Origin of the sequence: Nonomuraea sp. NPDC049649 (assembly GCF_040675175.1) — a bacterium.
Lineage (GTDB): Bacteria > Actinomycetota > Actinomycetes > Streptosporangiales > Streptosporangiaceae > Nonomuraea.
On the sequence record NZ_JBFAOH010000034.1, the window covers coordinates 1 to 18,143 of the forward strand.

An 18,143-nucleotide genomic window follows, 5' to 3' on the forward strand; every position below is an offset into this window, starting at 1 on the left:
GGGTCCTGGCTCTCGCTCTGGCCGCCGTCGCCGATGCCGTAGTAGCGCTTCATGCCGCCGTCGAAGAAGGTGCCGACGTTGCGGGTGGTGGTCTGATGGACGCTGCCGGTGTCGGACGGCCAAGGACCGCTGCCGTCACCGCTGTCACCGCCGCCGCTGCCCATCTTGACGAGCTGCCACTGCTGGTTGGCACCGTTGAGGTCGTCCCATTGGGAGATGCGGGCGCCGTCGGCAGTTGACCACTCCCACACTTCCAGGGCCTTGCCGCTGTGCCGGTTGATCAGCCGCACGTGGCCCCCGTCGGAGTCGGCCAGCCGGAACTGCTGGTTCCAGCCGTTGAGGTCGGCCCACTGCACGATCTGGGCGCCGCCCTCGGCGTTCCACTCGTACACGTCCAGGACCTTGCCGCTGTGACGGGATTTGAGCCGGTAGTAGCCGTCGCCGGAGCTGACGAACTGCCACTGCTGCTGGTTGCCGTCGTTGCGGGCCCACTGGACGATCGGGGCGCCGTCGTTGGTGGCCAGGTTGTAGACGTCGAGGGCTTTGCCGCTGTGCCGGTTGACCAGCACGTACCAGGCGTTGGTGTCGACGCTGGCCGCCTGGGCGGGTAGTTGGAGGGCGACGACGCCGGTCAGCGCCGTGGCCAGGGCGGCCAGGACGGTGAGCAGGCACCGCCAGGCTTTTCGAGGTAACACGACCTTCTCCCTTCAGGTAAGCGCTTTCCGGCGATTGATCCCACGCCCGCGCCCCGCCGTCAACCGTCACGCACCTCTCCCCCGGGTGACCTGCGGCGGCCCCTGAAACTTTCAGCGGACCGCGGGCAGGGTGTCCCCATGCGGACCCACCGTTTCGCGGTCGGCGAGCTCGCCTGCACCGTGATCAGCGACGGCCGGCTGGAGTTCCCGCTGGCGGACTTCTTCTCGCCCGAAAACGGCGCGCCCCAAGAGGAGCTCGACCGGACCGGCCGGACAGAGGTGACCTGCGGCTACAACTGCCTCTGCGTGGCGACCCCGGACGGCCTCGCGCTGGTCGACACCGGGTTCGGCCGGAACTTCCAGGGCCAGGGTCCCGAGCGCGCCGCCCTGGTCGGCAGGCTCCGCGACGGCCTCACAACCGAACCTGACGTCGTGGTCTTCACGCACCTGCACGAGGACCACGCCCGGGGCGCCGCGTTCCCCCACGCGGCCGGGATCGCGCACGCCGACGAGGTGCGGTTCTGGTCGCGGAGCGCGGCGCGGGCGCCCGAGGAACAGCGCCGGCCCGCGCGGGAGGCCATCCGCCGCTTCGGGGAGAGACTCCGTACGGTCGAGTACGGCGAGGAGATCCTGCCCCGCGTCCACGCGGTCGAGGCGGCCGGCCACACCCCGGGGCACATGGCGCTCCTGCTGAAGTCGCGCGGGGACCGGCTGCTCTGCCTGGGCGACACCTTCCACGACCCGCTGCAGCTGGCCCACCCCACGTGGTGCACGCCCTGGGACCTCGACCGTGAACGGGCGGTACGCAGCCGCCGCGCGCTGCTGGCGTGGGCGGCCGACGAGAAACTGCTGGTCCACGCCTACCATCTGGCCTTCCCGGGGCTCGGCCGGATCGAGCGGCGCGGCGACGCTTACGCCTGGACGCCGCTCAAGCCGTGAACCGGAAGAAGAGCGTAAGAAGCCCGTAAGGGCACGTCGCCAGACTCGAAGCAGCGGAACTCGGAAAGGAACACACCTCATGCGCAAGCTCAAGCTCCAGGTCCAGACCAGCGTCGACGGCTACATGGCGGGCCCGGGCGGAGCGATGGACTGGCTGACCGTCCCGTGGTCCGGCGACCTCAACGACCATGTCAACGCGCTCACCAAGTCGGTCGACCACATGATCCTGGGCCGCAAGCTCGCCGAGGGGTTCATCCCGGCCTGGGCGGCCGGGCCGGAGGGCGAGGACCAGGAGTCGATCGACTGGATGAACAACACCCCCAAGACGGTCATCTCGAACAGCCTCACCGAGTCGCCCTGGGAGAACGTCACCGTGGCCGGCGGCGACCTGACGGAGATCGTCAACCGGCTGAAGGCGGAGCCGGGCGGCGACCTCATCGTGTACGGGGGCGGCACGCTGGTGTCGAACCTGATCGCCGCGGGGCTCGTCGACGAGTTCCATCTGTTCGTCAACCCGGCCGCGGTCGGGGACGGCATGCCGGTCTTCCCGGCGGGCTCCTACCAGCGGCTCCGCCTGGTCTCCGCACGTCCGTTCGACTGCGGGATCACCGGGCTGCACTACGAGCCCCAGCGGTAGGGCAAAGCGGCGGGCAATTCCCGTTGGGCAGAAACCGGGGTAAGGAGCGGAAGCCCCGGTTCTCTCCCGGAGGGATCACCAAGAGCCGCTAAGTGAGAACGTCACCTAGGGGAGCACTTCACCTACTTGTCCCGGGACGGCGTGGCTATACCGAAAGAGTCACGTACGACCTGGGACAAGAGGGGGGCAACCCGATCGTGGACGCGAACGGCATCGACGCCGCGCCCGGCTTCCGGGCGGCCCGCGCGGTCGCGGACGCGATCCTGTACGAGGGCTACCTGCTCTACCCCTATCGCCGTTCCTCGCCGAAGAACCGGGTCCGGTGGCAGTTCGGCGTGGTGCTGCCGGAGCCCTGGGCGCGGGCGCACGGGCTGCACGGCGGCGGGGTCGCCGGGTCCACCGAGTCGTGGTGGCAGCAGACCGAGTGCCTGCTCGTCGCGCCCGCCGACGCCCCCGTGCACCTCCGGCTCCGCTTCCTGCACCTGCGCCGCCGTACACCCGAGGAGCGGCTGCCGGACGGCGGCCACCGCGCCGCCGACCAGGTCGGCGACACGCTGAGCTTCGACGAGGCGGTGCCGCGCGAGCACGACATCAGGGCGTCCGTGGCGGAGCTGCTGTCCGGCGAGAAGCGGTTCGACCTGCGGGTGCCGGGCTTCGAGACGGTGACGCCGCTGCCGGGCGCGGAGGGGCGGACCCGCTGGCGCGAGTGGCCGCTGCACGCGCAGGTCGCGCTGTCGCTGACCCTCTGCGCCGACGATGTTCTCAAGCTGCGCGTACGAGTGGAGAACGCCGGGCGGGAGCCCGGGGCGGAGGCATCCAGGGATGAGGCGCTGCGGCACGCCCTGATCGCCGCCCATCTGCTGATGGCGGTGCCCGGCGGCCGGTTCGTGTCGCTGCTGGAGCCCCCGGCCTGGGCGGAGAGCGCGGCGGCGGGCTGCGTGAACGCGCACACGTTCCCCGTGCTGAGCGGCGACCAGGTGGTGCTGTCGTCGCCGATCCTGCTCTACGACAACCCGCGTATCGCGCCGGAGAGCCCCGGGGACCTGTACGACGCGGGCGAGATCGACGAGATCCTGTCGCTGCGGACGCTGACGCTCACCGACGCCGAGAAGCGCGAGGCGCGCGCCACCGACCCACGGGCCGCCGCCATCCTGGACCGGGTCGAGGCGATGACCCCGGAGGACCTGGCGCGCCTGCACGGCACCACCTGGAACCCCGCGGAGGAGACCCGGCCCGGGGTGCCCTGGTGGGATCCGGAGGCGGACAAGTCGGTCTCGCCGGACACCGACAGCGTCGAGATCGCCGGGGTCCGGGTGAGCAAGGGCAGCCGGGTCCGGCTGCGTCCCCGGCTGCAGGGCACCGACCCGCAGGACATGTTCCTCGACGGCAGGACGGCCCGGGTGGAGGCGGTGCTGCTCGACGTGGACGGCGCCCGCCATCTCGCGGTGACGCTGGAGGACGACCCGGCGGCCGAGCTGAACCTCTGGTACGGCAGGTTCCGCTACTTCGCGCCCGAGGAGACCGAGCCGCTGGACGGTGAGCCGGTATGAGGCGGGTGCTGGTGGCCGGGATCGGCAACGTGTTCCTGGGCGACGACGGGTTCGGCGTCGAGGTGGTGCGGCGGATGCAGCCTGTGCCGGGGCCGGTGACGGTGGCCGACTACGGCATCCGCGGCGTCCACCTGGCCTATGAGCTGCTGGGCGGCTCGTACGACACGCTGATCATGGTGGACGCGGTCGAGGTGGAAGGCCCGCCGGGCACCGTGGCCGTGCTGGAGATCGACGACGAACCGGCCCCGGAGTCGATGCCGCCCGTGAACGGGCACGGCATGCACCCGCTGGCCGTGCTGGAACTGCTGCGCAAGCTGGGCGGCGGCGTGGACCGGGTGCTGCTGGTCGGCTGCCGGCCGCTGGTGATCGACGAGGTGATGGGCCTGTCGGAGCCGGTCGCCGCCGCCGTGGACGGCGCGGCCGACCTGGTGACCGCTCTGGCCCGTGAGGAAGCGAACCGACAAGACAAGGAACGCGCCGATGCATGAGACAGGGTTGTGCGACGAGATCGTCCGGGCGGTCCTGCGCCGCGCCGGGAAGCGGCGGGTGGCGGCGGTCCGCGTCCGGGCCACCTTCGCCGGGCACGAGGCCGATCCGGAGGTCGTCGAGCAGGGCTTCCGCGTGGCCGCGGCCGGTACCCCGGCGCAGGACGCGCGGGTGGAGCTGGTCACCGAGCCGCCGGCGGTGAGCTGCCGCGGCTGCGGGGCGAAGACGCCCGCGGCCGACGCGCTCGCGCTGGTGGCCTGCCCGCGCTGCGGCGGCGTCGACGTCGAGCTCTCGGGCGACACCGAGGTCGTCGTCGAGTCGATCAGTTATCAGCCGGACGCTCTCACCAGCGAGGTGCCGAGATGACGCAGACCCAGGACAAGAGCGGCCAGGCCGCCGGGTACGACGAGATCGACATCCTGTGGATCTCCGAGGGCATGAGCTGCGACGGCGACACCGTGTCGATCACCGCGGCGACCCAGCCCGCGATCGAGGACGTGGTGACCGGCCTCATCCCGGGGCTGCCCAAGGTCAACCTGCACAACAAGGTGCTCTCGCCCAGCCTCGGCGGCGAGGACTACCTGGCCCCGTTCCGGGCCGCCGCCCGGGGCGAGCTGGAGCCGTTCATGCTCGTCATCGAGGGTTCGGTGCCGAACGAGAACATCAACGGGGACGGCTACTGGACGTCGTTCGGCAACGACCCGGCGACCGGCGACCCGATGACCCTGAACGACTGGATCGACCGGCTCGCGCCCCGGGCCTGGGCGGTCGTCGCCATCGGCACCTGCGCCACGTACGGCGGCATCCACGCGATGGCGGGCAACCCGACGGGCTGCATGGGCCTGGCCGACTACCTCGGCTGGGACTTCCGGTCGGCCGGCGGGCTGCCGATCGTCAACGTGCCGGGCTGCCCGGTCCAGCCGGACAACTTCATGGAGACGCTGACCTGGGTGCTCCACCACGCGGCCGGCAGCGCGCCGCCGCCTCCGCTGGACGAGATGCTGCGGCCCCAGTGGCTGTTCGGCAAGACGGTCCACGAGGGCTGCGACCGTGCCGCCTACTACGAGCAGGGCGACTTCGCGGGCGACTACAACTCGCCGAAGTGCCAGGTGAAAGTGGGCTGCTGGGGTCCGGTGGTCAACTGCAACGTGCCCAAGCGGGGGTGGATGCGCGGCATCGGCGGCTGCCCCAACGTGGGCGGCATCTGCATCGCCTGCACCATGCCCGGCTTCCCGGACAAGTTCATGCCGTTCATGGACATGCCGCCGGGCGCCAACCTGTCCTCGACGCTGATCAAGCCGTACGGCGCCTTCATCCGCCGGATGCGCGGCATCACCAACCACACCGCCAACAGAGAGCCCCGGTGGCGGCACAACCGTGAGGCGCTGACCAGCGGCTACGACCCGCGCTGGCGTCCGTAGACCGGCCGGCACGAGAGAAGGGGAAGACGACGGATGGCCATCGAGCAGCAGGAGAGAGCGACGCCCAAGCCGGGTCAGCTCGTCGAGATGTCGTGGGATCCGATCACCCGCATCATCGGCAACCTGGGCATCTACACGAAGATCGACTTCGAGAACCAGCGCGTGGTGGAGTGCCACAGCACGTCCTCGCTGTTCCGCGGCTACTCGGTGTTCATGAAGGGCAAGGACCCGCGCGACGCCGGCTTCATCACCAGCCGCATCTGCGGCATCTGCGGAGACAACCACACGACGTGCTCGATCTACGCACAGAACATGGCGTACGGGATCAAGACCCCGAAACTCGCTGAGTGGATCATGAATCTCGGCGAGGCGGCCGAGTACATGTTCGACCACACGCTCTTCCAGGACAACCTGGTCTTCGTCGACTTCTGCGAAGCGATGGTCAAGGGCACCAACCCGAGCGTGCTGCGCCGCGCCGAGACCGCCGAGGCGCCGAACGCCGCCATCCACGGCAAGCGCACGATCGCCGACATCATGCTGGCGTTCAACCCCTTCGAGGGCGACATCTACAAGGAGGCGCTCCACATCAGCCGCGTCACCCGGGAGATGTTCTGCCTGATGGAGGGCAGGCACGTGCACCCGTCGACGCTGTATCCCGGCGGCGTCGGCACCATGCCCTCGCCGAGCGTCTTCACCGACTACCTGTCGCGGCTGATGAACATCATCGACTTCATCAAGCGGGCCGTGGCGCTCAACGACGACGTCTTCGACTTCTTCTACCAGGCCCTGCCCGGCTACGAGGAGGTCGGCCGGCGCCGGATCCTGCTCGGCTGCTGGGGCGCCTTCCAGGACCCCGAGGTCGTCGACTACCGCTACGAGACGATGAACGAGTGGGGCAAGGCGATGTACGTCACCCCCGGCATCGTCGTCGACGGCGAGCTGATCACCACGAACCTGGTCGACATCAACCTCGGCATCCGCATCCTGCTCGGCAGCTCCTACTACGACGACTGGGTGAACGAGAAGCCGTTCGTCACCCACGACCCGCTCGGCAACCCGGTGGACATGCGCCACCCGTGGAACCAGACCACGCTGCCCGCCCCGCAGAAGCGGGACTTCGACGGCAACTACAGCTGGGTGATGAGCCCGCGCTGGCTGGACCCGCGCACCGGCGACCACCTGCCGCTGGACACCGGAGGCGGCCCGTTCGCGCGGCTCTACACCACCGCGCTGGCCAACCTCGTGGACACCCCGTACGTGAAGTCGACCGGGTCGAGCGTGCAGATCCACCTGCCCAAGGGGACCACGCTGCCGGAGATGACGCTGGAGTGGCGCATCCCGCAGTGGTCGAACGCCATCGAGCGCAACCGGGCCCGGGTCTACTTCGTGGCCTACGCGGCCGCGATGGCCGTGTACTTCGTCGAGCGGGCGCTGGAGCGGGTCCGCGACGGCGACACCAAGGTCTTCCAGGACTTCGACGTGCCGGACCAGGCGATCGGCGTCGGCTTCCACGAGGCGGTGCGGGGCGTGCTCTCCCACCACCTCGTCATCGAGAAAGGCAAGATCGCCAACTATCACCCGTACCCGCCGACCCCGTGGAACGGCAGCCCGCGCGACCGCTTCGGCACGCCGGGACCGTACGAGGACGCCGTGCAGGACATGCCGATCTTCGAGGAGAACGGGCCGGAGAACTTCAAGGGCGTCGACATCATGCGCGCGGTCCGCAGCTTCGACCCGTGCCTGCCCTGCGGCGTCCACATGTACCTCGGCAAGGGCCGCACGCTGCGCAAGCTGCACTCGCCGATGTTCGGCGGCGGCCATGACTGACCGGCCCCGGCTGGACGAGCGCGACGTCGCCGGCCGCCTGGAGCTGCTGGAGGAGCTGCTGAGCGAGCTGGAGCAGACCTCCGGGCCGGTCGCGGAGCAGGCGCTGGACGCGGTCGCCACGCTCGCCGAGGTGTACGGGGAGGCGCTCGCCCGCATCATGGACCGGGCCGCCGCCTATCCGGACCTCGGCCCGGCGCTGGCGGAGGACGTCCTGCTGGCCCACCTGTTCATGCTGCACCAGATCCCCGCCGGGAAGCCGCCCGAGAAGGGGCCGGGCCCGGCGTTCATCCCCGTCGACTCGCTGGCGCGGCGCTCGGCCACGTCGAGGGCGGCCCCATGACCGACAGCGCGCTCGCCCGGGTCGTCAACCGGCGGGTCGCCCGGCGGCGGGCCGCCGAGCCGTGCGAACTCTGCGGCGAGCCGCTGCCCGCCGACCACGCCCACCTGCTGGAGGAGCGGAAGGACCAGGTGCTCTGCGCCTGCCGTGCCTGCGCGCTGCTGTTCGAGCGGTCGGAGGCGGCCCTGGGCAAGTTCCGGCTGGTGCCGTCGCGGCGGATCCGGCTTACCGGCCCGCCGCCGTCCGAGCTGGGGGTGCCGGTCGGCCTGGCGTTCTTCGTACGGAAAGCGGACGGCGCGGTGCTGGCCCACTATCCGAGCCCGGTGGGCGCCACCCGCTGGGAGGTGGACGGCGAGGCGTGGGAGCGGCTCACCGGCCGCTACCCGGAGCTCCAGACGATGGAGTCCTCGGTGGAGGCCTTCCTGGTCGCGATCGTGCGCGGCCTGGACGAACGCTGGCTCGTCCCCATCGACGTCTGCCACCGGCTCGTCGCCCTGGTCCGCGAGGAGTGGACGGGCATGTCCGGCGGCCAGCGGCTCTGGGACCGCATCGGGACTTTCTTCGCCGAACTCGGCACCTGAGAAGGAGGACGACATGGGGAAGATCCGCGTGGGCAGACCCGACGTCGCGCCCGACACGCCCTCGCACGTCAAGGGCGTACGGCAGGGCAACGCGAGGGGCGCCTACCGCCGCCAGGTGGGCCACAACCCGGACGACACGGCCGACGCGCGCCGCTCGACCGGCATCCGCCCCGGCAAGGAGAACCCGATCCTGCCGATCATGCCGAACCTGTCACCCAGCTAGCCCGGAAGGAGGTGAAGACGACATGCGGCATCGAGGAAAGCTGCTGGCCCTGTTCGCCGGGGCCGCGCTGCTCGCCATGATGTGGCGGGAACTGCCCGCCATGAAGCGCTACCTCAAAATCACCCGGATGTGAAAGGAGCGAGGCGGCCGATGTGCCTGGGCATCCCCGGCGAGATCGTCGAACTCATCCCCGGACAACCCGAACTCGCCAAGGTCGAGGTCGCGGGCGTCCGGCGGGCCATCAACGTCGGACTCGTCGCCGAGGAGGGAATCCAAGTCGGCGACTGGGTGCTCGTGCACGTCGGCTTCGCCATGTCCAAGATCGACGAACGGGAGGCGGCGGCCACGCTCGCCCTCCTGCGCGGTCTCGGGCAGGCGTACACCGACGAGCTCGAAGCGCTCGCGGAATCGGACATCACCTGAAAGGCGGGGGCAGTGCGGTTCGTCGATGAATACCGCGACCCGGGACAGGCCCGGGAGCTGGCGCAGCGCATCCGGGACCTGTGTGAACCCGGCCGGCGCTACACGTTCATGGAAGTGTGCGGCGGCCACACGCACGCGATCTACAAGCACGGGCTGGAGGACTTCCTGCCCGAGTCGGTGTCGCTGGTGCACGGCCCCGGCTGCCCGGTCTGCGTCATCCCGATGGGCCGCATCGACGACGCCATCGCGATCGCCCGGCAGCCGGGCGTCATCATGACGTCCTTCGGCGACATGATGCGGGTGCCGGGCGGGCAGGGGTCGTTCTTCGACGCCAAGGCCGCCGGGGCGGACATCCGCATGGTCTACTCGCCGCTGGACGCGCTGAAGATCGCCCGCCGGAACCCGGACCGCACGGTCGTCTTCATGGCCATCGGCTTCGAGACCACCGCGCCGTCCACGGCCATGACCGTGCTGCGGGCCGAGGCCGAGGGCATCCGGAACTTCGCGGTCTTCTGCAACCACGTCACGATCATCCCGGCGATCAAGGCCATCCTCGACTCGCCCGACATGCGGCTGGACGGCTTCATCGGCCCCGGCCACGTCTCCACCGTCATCGGCTGCCGCCCGTACGGCTTCATCGCCCGCGACTACGGCATGCCGCTGGTGTGCGCCGGGTTCGAGCCGCTGGACGTGCTGCAGGCGGTCCACATGCTGCTGCGGCAGCGCGCCGAGGGCCGGTCCGAGGTGGAGAACCAGTACACCCGGGTGGTGCCGTGGGACGGCAACCGCAGGGCGCTGACGGCCATCTCCCAGGTGATGGAGCTCCGGCCGCACTTCGAGTGGCGCGGGCTGGGCTTCATCGCCCACTCCGCGCTGCGGATGCGCGACGCGTACGCGGCCTTCGACGCCGAGACGCGCTTCCCCGTACCAGGAGTACGGGTCGCGGACCCGAAGGCGTGCCAGTGCGGCGAGGTGCTGAAAGGCGTCCTGAGGCCCTGGGAGTGCAAGGTCTTCGGCACCGCCTGCACACCCGAGACGCCCATCGGCACCTGCATGGTCTCCTCTGAGGGCGCCTGCGCCGCCTACTACAACTTCGGCCGCCTCACCCGGCGGCGCGAACCCGTCGTCATAGGAGAGCGGCCGTGACCGAGCGCACCGCGGAGTGGGCCGAACGCGCCCTGGCCGAGGCGGCCGACCGGCACGCCCCGGCGTCCCGCGAGGAGCAGGTGCTGGAGCGCATCGAACGCGCCCGCCGCCGCAAGCCGAAGATCAGCGAGGAGCGGGTGACGCTGGCGCACGGCGCGGGCGGCAAGGCCTCGCGGACGCTCATCGAGGCCGTCTTCGTCGACGCCTTCGCCAACCCGGCGCTCCAGCCGCTCGACGACGGCGCCACGCTCGACCTCGGCACCGGCCGGCTGGTCTTCACCACCGACTCGTACGTGGTCTCGCCGCTGTTCTTCCCCGGCGGCGACATCGGCGACCTCGCCGTCAACGGCACCGTCAACGACCTGGCCGTCTGCGGGGCTCGGCCGATGTACCTGTCGGCCGGGTTCGTCCTGGAAGAGGGCTTCCCCATCGCCGACCTGCGCCGCATCACCGCCTCCATGGCGGCCGCCGCCGCGAAGGCCGGGGTGCGGGTGGTGACCGGCGACACCAAGGTGGTCCAGCGCGGCAAGGCCGACGGCTGCTACATCACCACGTCCGGCATCGGCACCCTGGACCGGCCGGTCACCCTGGGCGACACCCAGGTCCGGCCCGGCGACGCGGTGATCGTGTCCGGCCCCATCGGCGAGCACGGCATCACCATCCTGATCGCCCGGGGCGAGCTGGACATCGAGGCCGACCTCACCTCCGACACCGCGCCCCTGCACGACGCCGTCGCCGCGCTCCTCGACGCCGTCCCCGTGCGGATGATGCGCGACGCCACCCGGGGCGGGGTCGCGACCGTACTCAACGAGGTCGCCCGCGGCGCCGGGGTCGCGGTCACGGTCGACGAACGCGCCGTCCCGGTCCTCCCGGTCGTCAGCGGCGCCTGCGAACTGCTCGGCCTGGATCCGCTGTACGTGGCGTGCGAGGGCAGATTCGTGGCCGTCGTCGACGGCGACCACGCCTCGGCCGCCGTGGACGCACTCCGCCGTCACCCGGCCGGCGAGGGCGCCGCCGTCATCGGCACCGTCGAAGCCGACCCGCCGGGCAGGGTGCTCCTCAAGACGGCCTTCGGCGGCACCCGGATCGTCGACCTCCTCGTCGGCGACCCGCTGCCGCGCATCTGCTGACCCTGGTACGGGGTCAGCGGCGCAGGCGGTCTTGCGCAGCGGCGACGACCGCCTGCCCCAGCGCTATGCCGCCGTCCCCCGGTGGCACCCGGGAGTGGACCAGCACCTCGAACCGCTCCCGTTCCAGACCCGACACGATCGCCTCCAGCAGGACGGTGTTCTGGAAAACGCCCCCGGACAGCGCCACCGTACGAAGCCCTGTCCGTCCGGCGAGCACCCGCACCGCCCGGACGACCGCCTCCGCCAGCCCTCGATGGAACCGAGCAGCCACCCGTCCCGCGTCCACCCCCGCGACCACATCCTCGGCCGCACCCCTGACCAGATCCCCGGCGCCGATGACCAGTTCCTCCTCCTGGGAGTGCAGCCGGGCCGGGTAGGCGGCCTGCTCGTCGGGGTCCACGCGGGCTTCCAGGTCAGCCGCGGCTTGGCCTTCGTACGTGATGACGTCGCGGACACCGGCGATCGCGGCGACCGCGTCGAAGAGCCGTCCGGCGCTGGAAGTGAGCGGGGAGTTCGTCCCGGTACGCGCCATCGAGACGATCGCGGGCCACCGCTCCCGATGCCTGTCCACCAGCGGCAACGGGGGCAGCGCGTCGCCGTGGACATGGTCGAGCCAGACGGCGGCCATCCGCCAGGGCTGACGCACCGCCGCCGCACCGCCCGGCATCGGCACCGCCTCCAGGTGCCCCGCCCGGCGGTACGAGGCGAGGTCGGCGACGAGGAGTTCACCGCCCCAGAGCGTGCCGTCCTCACCCAGGCCGAGCCCGTCGAAGGCCACCCCGATAACAGGACCGGCGTGGCCGTGCTCGGCGAGGCAGGAGGCGATGTGCGCATGATGGTGCTGCACGCCGACCAGGTCCACACCCGTACGTTCCAGCGCGTACGCCGTCGACAGGTACTCCGGGTGCAGGTCGTGCGCGACCACGGCCGGACGGACGCCGAAGATCCGGCAGAAGTGCTCGACGCTCTCGGTGAAGGCGCGCAGGGTCTCGTAGTTCTCCAGGTCGCCGATGTGCTGGGACAGGAACGCCTGGCCGCCCCGGGCCACGCAGAACGTGTTCTTGAGCTGGGCTCCGCAGGCGAGCACCGGCCGGGGGAACACCCATGGCACCCGCACCGGGCCGGGCACATAACCCCGTGACCTCCGTACCACCAGCTCACGCCCGCGAAAGACCCGCACCAGCGAGTCGTCGGCGGGCACGTGGATCGGCCGGTCGTGCGTGAGGAACCCGTCGGCGACGCCCCGCAGCCGGAGCGGCGCGTCCTCGTCCCGGTGGACGATCGGCTCGTCGGTGAGGTTGCCGCTGGTCAGCACGTACGGCGCGGCCAGCCGGTCGGCGAGCAGGTGGTGCAGCGGCGTGTACGGGAGCATCACCCCGAGATCGCGGGCACCCGGCGCCACGGCCTCGGCCACCGGGGCGTCACGGCGTCGCGGAGCCAGCACGATCGGGCGGCGCACACCCGTGAGCAGCCGTTCCGCGGCGGCATCGAGGTGCACCAGCGTCCCCGCCGCCGCCACGTCCGGCGCCATCACCGCGAACGGCCGGCTCTCGCGGCGCTTCCGCGTCCGGAGCATGGCCACGGCCTGACCGTGGGCTGCCAGGACGGCGAGGTGGTAGCCGCCGAGCCCTTTGACAGCCACGACGCGACCTTCTTCCAGCCACCGCGCCGTCGCCTCGATCGGGTCCCCGGGCACCGGCTGCCCGTCCCCGTCCAGCAGCCGCAGGGCCGGTCCGCACGCCGGGCAGCAGACCGGCTGCGCATGAAACCGCCGGTCGCCGGGATCGCCGTACTCCCGCGCGCACGCGGCGCACATCGTGAAACCGGCCATCGTCGTGGCACACCGGTCATACGGCACACCGGTGACGATGGTGAAACGCGGCCCGCAATCCGTGCAGTTCGCGAACGGATACCGATACCGCCGATCCCCGGGATCACGCACCTCGCCCAGACACGCCTCACACGTCCCCACATCCGGCGAGACCAACGCGATCCCCCCGCGAGCCAACCCGGGAGACCCGAGGGCACCTGCAAGCTCCCGCACGGGTCGGAAAACATCCACACGGCTGGGGACGATCCGGAAGCCGATCTCCCCCAGCGGCTCGGTGTGCTCGATCGAGACGTGTTCCACCAGCGCGAGGGGCGGCGCCTGCACGGTCAGCCCGGCCGTGAACGCCTCCAGCATCGCCGCCGCGCCCTCGGCCTCGATGAACACCCCTCGCGGGTCGTTGCCGACGAACCCGGCCAGCCCGTGCCTCCCGGCGAGCCCGCACACGAACGGCCGGAACCCGACCCCCTGCACCAGCCCCTCGACCCGGACCCGGATCCGGCGCACCCCCGGCATGTCACAGCTCGCCGGTCAACGCCCGCTGGGTCAGCTCCCACAGCACGTGGCAGAGCGTGATCTGCGCTTCCTGGATCCGGTGCACGGAGGCCGACGGCACCACGAACAGGTACGCCACCCGGTCGTCCTGAGCCATCGGCCCGCCGTCGTACCCGACCAGCCCGACGGTGAGCATGCCGCGCCGGGCCGCCTCCCCCATCGCGTTGAGCACGTTCGCCGAAGCGCCGCTGGTCGACAGCCCCACGGCCACATCGCCCTTACGCCCGAGCGCGGCGAGCTGCCGGGCGAACACCAGCTCGTAGCCGACATCGTTCGACAGCGCCGTGAGCAGCGCGACGTCCTGGGCGAGCGGCACGGCCGGGACCGGGCGCGACGGCTCCGGCGGGTGGGCGAACAGCTGCGCCACGGCCTGGGCGTCGGTGCTGCTCCCGCCGTTGCCGAACGCGAACAGCCGCGCCCCCGCGTCGAATCCCGCCGCCAGCTCCCGCGCGCACGCGACCAGCCGCTCCCCTTGCAGCGCCACCAGCGACCGCCGCAGCTCGACGATCTCGTCCGCCTTGCGCCGGGTGGACTCGCACAGGTCGGCGAAGACCGCCTCCCGGTCGGCCGGCGCCGGAGCGAGGAACGGATACAGACTCTCGATCCCGCCGGGCTCACTGACCGTGCTCATGACTCCCCATCCCCCGCCCGATGCTCTCCCCGCGCGCCGCCGTCCCGGAACTCCACGTTCTCTCCTCCGTACGGGACGACCGCGATGGCCTCCTTGGCGTGCACGAGCACGACGTCGCCGGCCCGCGCCTCCACCAGCGCCACGCTGACCTCCTCCGGCCCCGCCTCCGTCTCCACCTCGGCCAGCCCGTCGCCGAGCAGCCGCACGACGCGGACCGGGATCGCCTCGTCGGAGCAGGTCACGCAGGTCTCCCCGGAGCACGGCCCGGTCATCGCGCCGCCTCCAGCTCGTAGAAGACGTGCACGAGCTCCCACAGCACGTGGTACATCGTCACGTGCACCTCCTTGACGATCAGCGGGTCGCCGGTACGGGCGGCGAGCACGTGGTGCGCCTCGGGCGCCTCCCGTCCCCCGGTGAGGGCGACCGTGAGCAGCCCCAGTTCGCGTGCCGCCGCGAGCCCGTCGCGGACGCCGCCGCAGCGGCCGTCGGCGGTCAGCCCGAGCGCGATGTCGCGCGGAGAGGCCAGCAGCCGCAGCTGGGCCGCGAAGATCCCGTCTAGCCCCTGGGTGCCGGCGATCCCCGTCGCCAGGGCCATGTCCGTGGTCAGCGAGATCGCCGGGAGCGCGGGTTTGCCCACGATCACCGGGTGCGCGAACTCGACGGCGACGTGCTGGGCGTCGGCCACGGATCCGCCGTTGCCGAAGACCAGCAGCTTGCCGCCCTTCCTGAACCGTTCGGCCATGTCCTGGCAGGCGCGGACGATCCCCTCGGCGTCCTCGCCCATGGCGGCCGCCGGTGCCATCCGCCGCTCGAACGCGGCGGCCACGGCGGTCAACGCGTGGTCCTCGCCCACGGCGCCTCCTCTTTCTCCGGCGCGGGCTCGTAACCGCCGGGGTCCGGCGCGATCCGCGTCCATCTGGTCAGGCAGGTCTCCAGCAGCCCGCGGACCTCGGTCAGACGGCCCATCCACGCCTCCAGCTCGGCCATCCCGCCGGTGGTCAGCTCGTACCGCCGGCGTGCCGGGCCCGCCTCGGAGGCGACCCAGGAGGAGGCGAGATGGCCGTCGCGTTCGAGTGAGCGCAGCGCGCGGTAGACCTGGCCGGGTTCCGTTCCGGCCGCCCCCAGCCGTGCCAGCCGCTCGATCAGGTCGTACCCGTGGCCGGGCCGCTCGCAGATGAGCAGCAGCAGGAAGGGCGGGAGCAGTCCGCGGACGTCCATGGCTCTCCCTCCCCGGTGCGGTCGCTAGGACACTAGGTCAGCGGGGATCGCGTCCACGGGCGGCACGTCCGGCGTTTGCACCAGTCATCGCCGTAGGAAAGCCAAGAATTTCCCCGGCGGCCCAAACCGGACGTACGTGGAGCCGTGGACCGGCGCCGAGGAGTCGTCCGGACGCTCGGCGGCCGCCGGGGTGGTAGCCGGGGTCAGGGTTTACGGGCGACGCCGCAGACGGCGCTGACCACGGTCTGCGGTTCGTCCCAGCGGTCGGGCAGGGGCCGCCACTCCGGGGTCGGCACCACGCCGGGCTCCACCGGCTCCAGCCCGGTGAAGAAGCGCGCGATCTCGTCGGGGGAGCGCAGCTGGTAGGTGTTGTGCGCGTTCTTGTTGTAGTTGGTGACCGCGTCGATGAGGGCGGGGTTGGTGTTGGTGCCGTCGCTCAGCACCAGGTAGCTGCCGGAGGCCAGCGGGGCGAGCAGGCGTTCGACGACGCCATACGGGTTGTCGGCGTCGGTCATCTGCCCGGCGATGCTGAGCATCATGACGGCGACGGGCCGGGTGAAGTCGAGGGTGCGGGCGGCCCCGGTGAGGATCGTGCCGGGGTCGCGGACGTCGGCGTCGAGGTAGTCGGTGGCGCCCTCCGGCGCGCTGGTGAGCAGCGCGCGGGCGTGCACGAGCACGATGGGGTCGTTGTCCACGTACACGACGCGCGACTCGGGCGCGATCGACTGGGCGACCTCGTGGGTGTTGCCGGCGGTGGGCAGGCCAGTGCCGATGTCGAGGAACTGGCGGATCCCGGCCTCGCCCGCCAGGTACCGGACCGCACGGACCAGGAACTCGCGCTGCAGCCGGGCGACCATCGCGAAGTCGGGGAACACCCTCAGCAGGGTCTCGCCGACCTCGCGGTCGACGGGAAAGTGGTCCTTTCCGCCCAGCAGGAAGTCCCAGACGCGGGCGGAGTGGGGGACGGTGGTGTCGACCCGGGCCCAGGCCGACTGTGCGGCATCGCTGTCGCTCATGCGTCGCTTTCGTGGATAGATCAAGCCGGACTTTCCGAACGTACAACAGCAAGCCCGGATTTTCCCGGTGATGGACGCCACACTCGTTTCGAGCGGGGGGCGTGGGGCAGCCGGGGGCGTATGCGACTCATCGACCGTTCAGCCGTGCGCAAGCTCGTCGACTCCCAGGACCAGGACGCGGCTCTCGTCCTGGTCCGGGGCGAGTGCGTCGTCATGCCGGAGGAGCAGGCCGACCGGCAGGGCGCACTGGTGCTGGCACGCCACCGCGAGGTGCGCGACGTCCACGGCGACCACGAGCTGGACTCGCTCGCCGCCCGCCTGGACACCCTGGCCAGGGACCTGGGCGCGTGAATCAGCGGCCGTTGGTCACCCGGCGCAGCACGTACTCGACCGGGCCGTACCGGTGGGTGCGGAGCCAGACGGCGCTGAGCCGGAGCAGGACGGCGTAGACCACGGCCGCCACGCCCATGACCGCCGGCGGCGGCAGGCTGCCGGCGAGGGCGAGCCCGTACCCGGTGAAGACGAGACACAGCAGGACGGACTGCCCCAGGTAGTTGGAGGCGGCGGCCCGCCCGGCCGGGGCGAGGGCGCGGCCCACGGCGGGCAGGCGGCGGGTCACCCGCAGCAGCGTGGCCACGTACGCGGCGGCGAGCGGGATGGAGGCGACCGTGTTGAGCGCCGTCCCGGCCAGGAAGGCGGCGTCCGGCCCGCCGTAGGTCCAGGCGAACAGGGCCGCGGCGGGAAGGCCTGCGCCGAAGCCGATCCCCTGCACGCGCGGCAGCAGGCGGGTGTAGCGCTCCGGGTCCTCCAGCAGCCGCGACTTGCCCGCCGCCAGCCCGAACAGGAACATCGCCAGCGCGGCCGGCCCCTGGAAGGCCCAGATCCCGGCCGCGTACCCCGGATAGTTCTCGATCTGGAACGTGAGGTAGCCGAGCGGCCCGCCGGTGACCAGGTCCAGCGCCCGCTCCCCCGCCGCCGGGTCCGGCGCGAGCTCAGCACTCTCCGGGGCCGGCGCGGTCAGCCCCGCCAGCGCCAGCATGAGCAGCGCCACCGCGCCGACGATCGCGCAGCCGGTGATGACAGCGGTCCTCGGCCGCAGGCCGCGGAGCCCGAGCAGCACCAGGCCGAGCATCGCGTACAGGGTGAGGATGTCACCCGCCCAGAACAGCAGCCCGTGCAGCACGCCGATGACGAAGAGCGCCAGGCAGCGCCTGACGGTCCTGGCCCGCACGCTCGCCCCCGCCCGCTCGGCGGCCCGCAGCTGCAGGGTGAAGGAGTAGCCGAACAGGAACGAGAAGATCACGTAGAACTTGGTCAGGACCAGCGCCGTCACGGCGAACTCCACCGGCCCGCCGGGCGCGTGCACGGCGGTGACCCCGGCCATCATGTGGGCGGGATCGGCGAGGTAGCCGATGTTGGCCACCAGGATGCCGCCGAGCGCGAAGCCGCGCATCACGTCCAGCTCCTGCACCCGGGGCGGGGCCGCGGTCTGAGTCATGC

22 protein-coding genes are annotated in these 18,143 nt (G+C 71.6%); 14 read left to right on the top strand and 8 right to left on the bottom strand.

The genetic code is table 11. From position 1 onward, the window contains the following. Positions 1–695, bottom strand: a 695-nt coding sequence (locus AB0J42_RS29655) for an RICIN domain-containing protein (protein ID WP_364300143.1), incomplete at its 3' end; no start/stop codon positions are given. Positions 696–833: 138 nt separating this feature from the next. On the opposite strand from AB0J42_RS29655, the gene AB0J42_RS29660 reads away from it, so the two are divergent. The 13 genes from AB0J42_RS29660 (at position 834) to hypE (ending at position 11,395) form a co-directional block, all read left to right on the top strand. Further along, positions 834–1,634 carry an MBL fold metallo-hydrolase gene (locus AB0J42_RS29660; protein WP_364300145.1) on the top strand — a complete coding sequence of 267 codons (801 nt, stop codon included), beginning with the start codon at positions 834–836 and terminating at the stop codon, positions 1,632–1,634. A gap of 79 nt (positions 1,635–1,713) precedes the next feature. After that, positions 1,714–2,271 (top strand): dihydrofolate reductase family protein, encoded by a 558-nt coding sequence (locus tag AB0J42_RS29665; RefSeq protein WP_364300147.1) that lies wholly within the window; start codon positions 1,714–1,716, stop codon positions 2,269–2,271. Positions 2,272–2,468: 197 nt separating this feature from the next. After that, positions 2,469–3,821, top strand: coding sequence for a hypothetical protein (locus tag AB0J42_RS29670; protein ID WP_364300149.1), 1,353 nt, complete (start codon positions 2,469–2,471; stop codon positions 3,819–3,821). Further along, a complete protein-coding gene (locus AB0J42_RS29675) occupies positions 3,818–4,309 on the top strand; it encodes a hydrogenase maturation protease (protein ID WP_364300151.1) in 492 nt (163 codons plus the stop codon). The genes AB0J42_RS29670 and AB0J42_RS29675 overlap by 4 nt, the downstream gene beginning before the upstream one ends. Then, positions 4,302–4,673 (top strand): hydrogenase maturation nickel metallochaperone HypA, encoded by a 372-nt coding sequence (locus AB0J42_RS29680; protein ID WP_364300153.1) that lies wholly within the window; start codon positions 4,302–4,304, stop codon positions 4,671–4,673. The genes AB0J42_RS29675 and AB0J42_RS29680 overlap by 8 nt, the downstream gene beginning before the upstream one ends. Further along, positions 4,670–5,728 (top strand): hydrogenase expression protein HypE, encoded by a 1,059-nt coding sequence (locus AB0J42_RS29685; protein ID WP_364300155.1) that lies wholly within the window; start codon positions 4,670–4,672, stop codon positions 5,726–5,728. Before AB0J42_RS29680 ends, AB0J42_RS29685 begins: the two co-directional genes overlap by 4 nt. A 33-nt stretch (positions 5,729–5,761) precedes the next feature. Continuing rightward, the gene (locus AB0J42_RS29690; protein ID WP_364300157.1) at positions 5,762–7,555 is read left to right on the top strand and encodes a nickel-dependent hydrogenase large subunit; all 1,794 of its coding nucleotides are present in this window, start codon (positions 5,762–5,764) and stop codon (positions 7,553–7,555) included. Next, positions 7,548–7,895 carry a hypothetical protein gene (locus AB0J42_RS29695; RefSeq protein WP_364300159.1) on the top strand — a complete coding sequence of 116 codons (348 nt, stop codon included), beginning with the start codon at positions 7,548–7,550 and terminating at the stop codon, positions 7,893–7,895. Before AB0J42_RS29690 ends, AB0J42_RS29695 begins: the two co-directional genes overlap by 8 nt. After that, the gene (locus AB0J42_RS29700) at positions 7,892–8,473 is read left to right on the top strand and encodes a DUF5947 family protein (protein WP_364300161.1); all 582 of its coding nucleotides are present in this window, start codon (positions 7,892–7,894) and stop codon (positions 8,471–8,473) included. Before AB0J42_RS29695 ends, AB0J42_RS29700 begins: the two co-directional genes overlap by 4 nt. 13 nt (positions 8,474–8,486) lie before the next feature. After that, on the top strand, positions 8,487–8,696 hold the full coding sequence (locus AB0J42_RS29705; RefSeq protein WP_364300163.1) for a hypothetical protein: 210 nt from the start codon (positions 8,487–8,489) through the stop codon (positions 8,694–8,696). Positions 8,697–8,846: 150 nt separating this feature from the next. After that, positions 8,847–9,119 (top strand): HypC/HybG/HupF family hydrogenase formation chaperone, encoded by a 273-nt coding sequence (locus AB0J42_RS29710; RefSeq protein ID WP_364300165.1) that lies wholly within the window; start codon positions 8,847–8,849, stop codon positions 9,117–9,119. 12 nt (positions 9,120–9,131) lie between these two features. Beyond that, the gene (gene hypD / locus AB0J42_RS29715; protein ID WP_364300167.1) at positions 9,132–10,265 is read left to right on the top strand and encodes a hydrogenase formation protein HypD; all 1,134 of its coding nucleotides are present in this window, start codon (positions 9,132–9,134) and stop codon (positions 10,263–10,265) included. Continuing rightward, on the top strand, positions 10,262–11,395 hold the full coding sequence (gene hypE / locus AB0J42_RS29720) for a hydrogenase expression/formation protein HypE (protein ID WP_364300169.1): 1,134 nt from the start codon (positions 10,262–10,264) through the stop codon (positions 11,393–11,395). Before hypD ends, hypE begins: the two co-directional genes overlap by 4 nt. A gap of 13 nt (positions 11,396–11,408) precedes the next feature. Here hypE and hypF read toward each other — a convergent pair whose 3' ends face one another. The 6 genes from hypF to AB0J42_RS29750 form a co-directional block, all read right to left on the bottom strand. Beyond that, the gene (gene hypF / locus AB0J42_RS29725) at positions 11,409–13,739 is read right to left on the bottom strand and encodes a carbamoyltransferase HypF (protein WP_364300171.1); all 2,331 of its coding nucleotides are present in this window, start codon (positions 13,737–13,739) and stop codon (positions 11,409–11,411) included. 1 nt (position 13,740) lies between these two features. Further along, the gene (locus tag AB0J42_RS29730; RefSeq protein WP_364300173.1) at positions 13,741–14,409 is read right to left on the bottom strand and encodes an SIS domain-containing protein; all 669 of its coding nucleotides are present in this window, start codon (positions 14,407–14,409) and stop codon (positions 13,741–13,743) included. Further along, the gene (locus tag AB0J42_RS29735) at positions 14,406–14,651 is read right to left on the bottom strand and encodes a HypC/HybG/HupF family hydrogenase formation chaperone (RefSeq protein WP_364300175.1); all 246 of its coding nucleotides are present in this window, start codon (positions 14,649–14,651) and stop codon (positions 14,406–14,408) included. The genes AB0J42_RS29730 and AB0J42_RS29735 overlap by 4 nt, the downstream gene beginning before the upstream one ends. Before the next feature lie 26 nt (positions 14,652–14,677). Beyond that, on the bottom strand, positions 14,678–15,262 hold the full coding sequence (locus AB0J42_RS29740; RefSeq protein ID WP_364300177.1) for an SIS domain-containing protein: 585 nt from the start codon (positions 15,260–15,262) through the stop codon (positions 14,678–14,680). Continuing rightward, positions 15,241–15,627 (bottom strand): helix-turn-helix transcriptional regulator, encoded by a 387-nt coding sequence (locus AB0J42_RS29745; protein WP_364300179.1) that lies wholly within the window; start codon positions 15,625–15,627, stop codon positions 15,241–15,243. Before AB0J42_RS29745 ends, AB0J42_RS29740 begins: the two co-directional genes overlap by 22 nt. 203 nt (positions 15,628–15,830) lie before the next feature. Then, the gene (locus AB0J42_RS29750; RefSeq protein ID WP_364300181.1) at positions 15,831–16,643 is read right to left on the bottom strand and encodes an SAM-dependent methyltransferase; all 813 of its coding nucleotides are present in this window, start codon (positions 16,641–16,643) and stop codon (positions 15,831–15,833) included. Between the two features lie 144 nt (positions 16,644–16,787). Here AB0J42_RS29750 and AB0J42_RS29755 point away from each other — a divergent pair, with 144 nt between their 5' ends. Then, positions 16,788–16,994, top strand: coding sequence for a hypothetical protein (locus AB0J42_RS29755; RefSeq protein ID WP_364300183.1), 207 nt, complete (start codon positions 16,788–16,790; stop codon positions 16,992–16,994). 1 nt (position 16,995) lies between these two features. Here the strand turns inward: AB0J42_RS29755 and AB0J42_RS29760 are convergent, their stop codons facing one another. Then, complete coding sequence (locus tag AB0J42_RS29760; protein WP_364300185.1) at positions 16,996–18,141, bottom strand: DUF418 domain-containing protein; 1,146 nt, start codon at positions 18,139–18,141, stop codon at positions 16,996–16,998. Positions 18,142–18,143 lie beyond the last annotated feature (2 nt).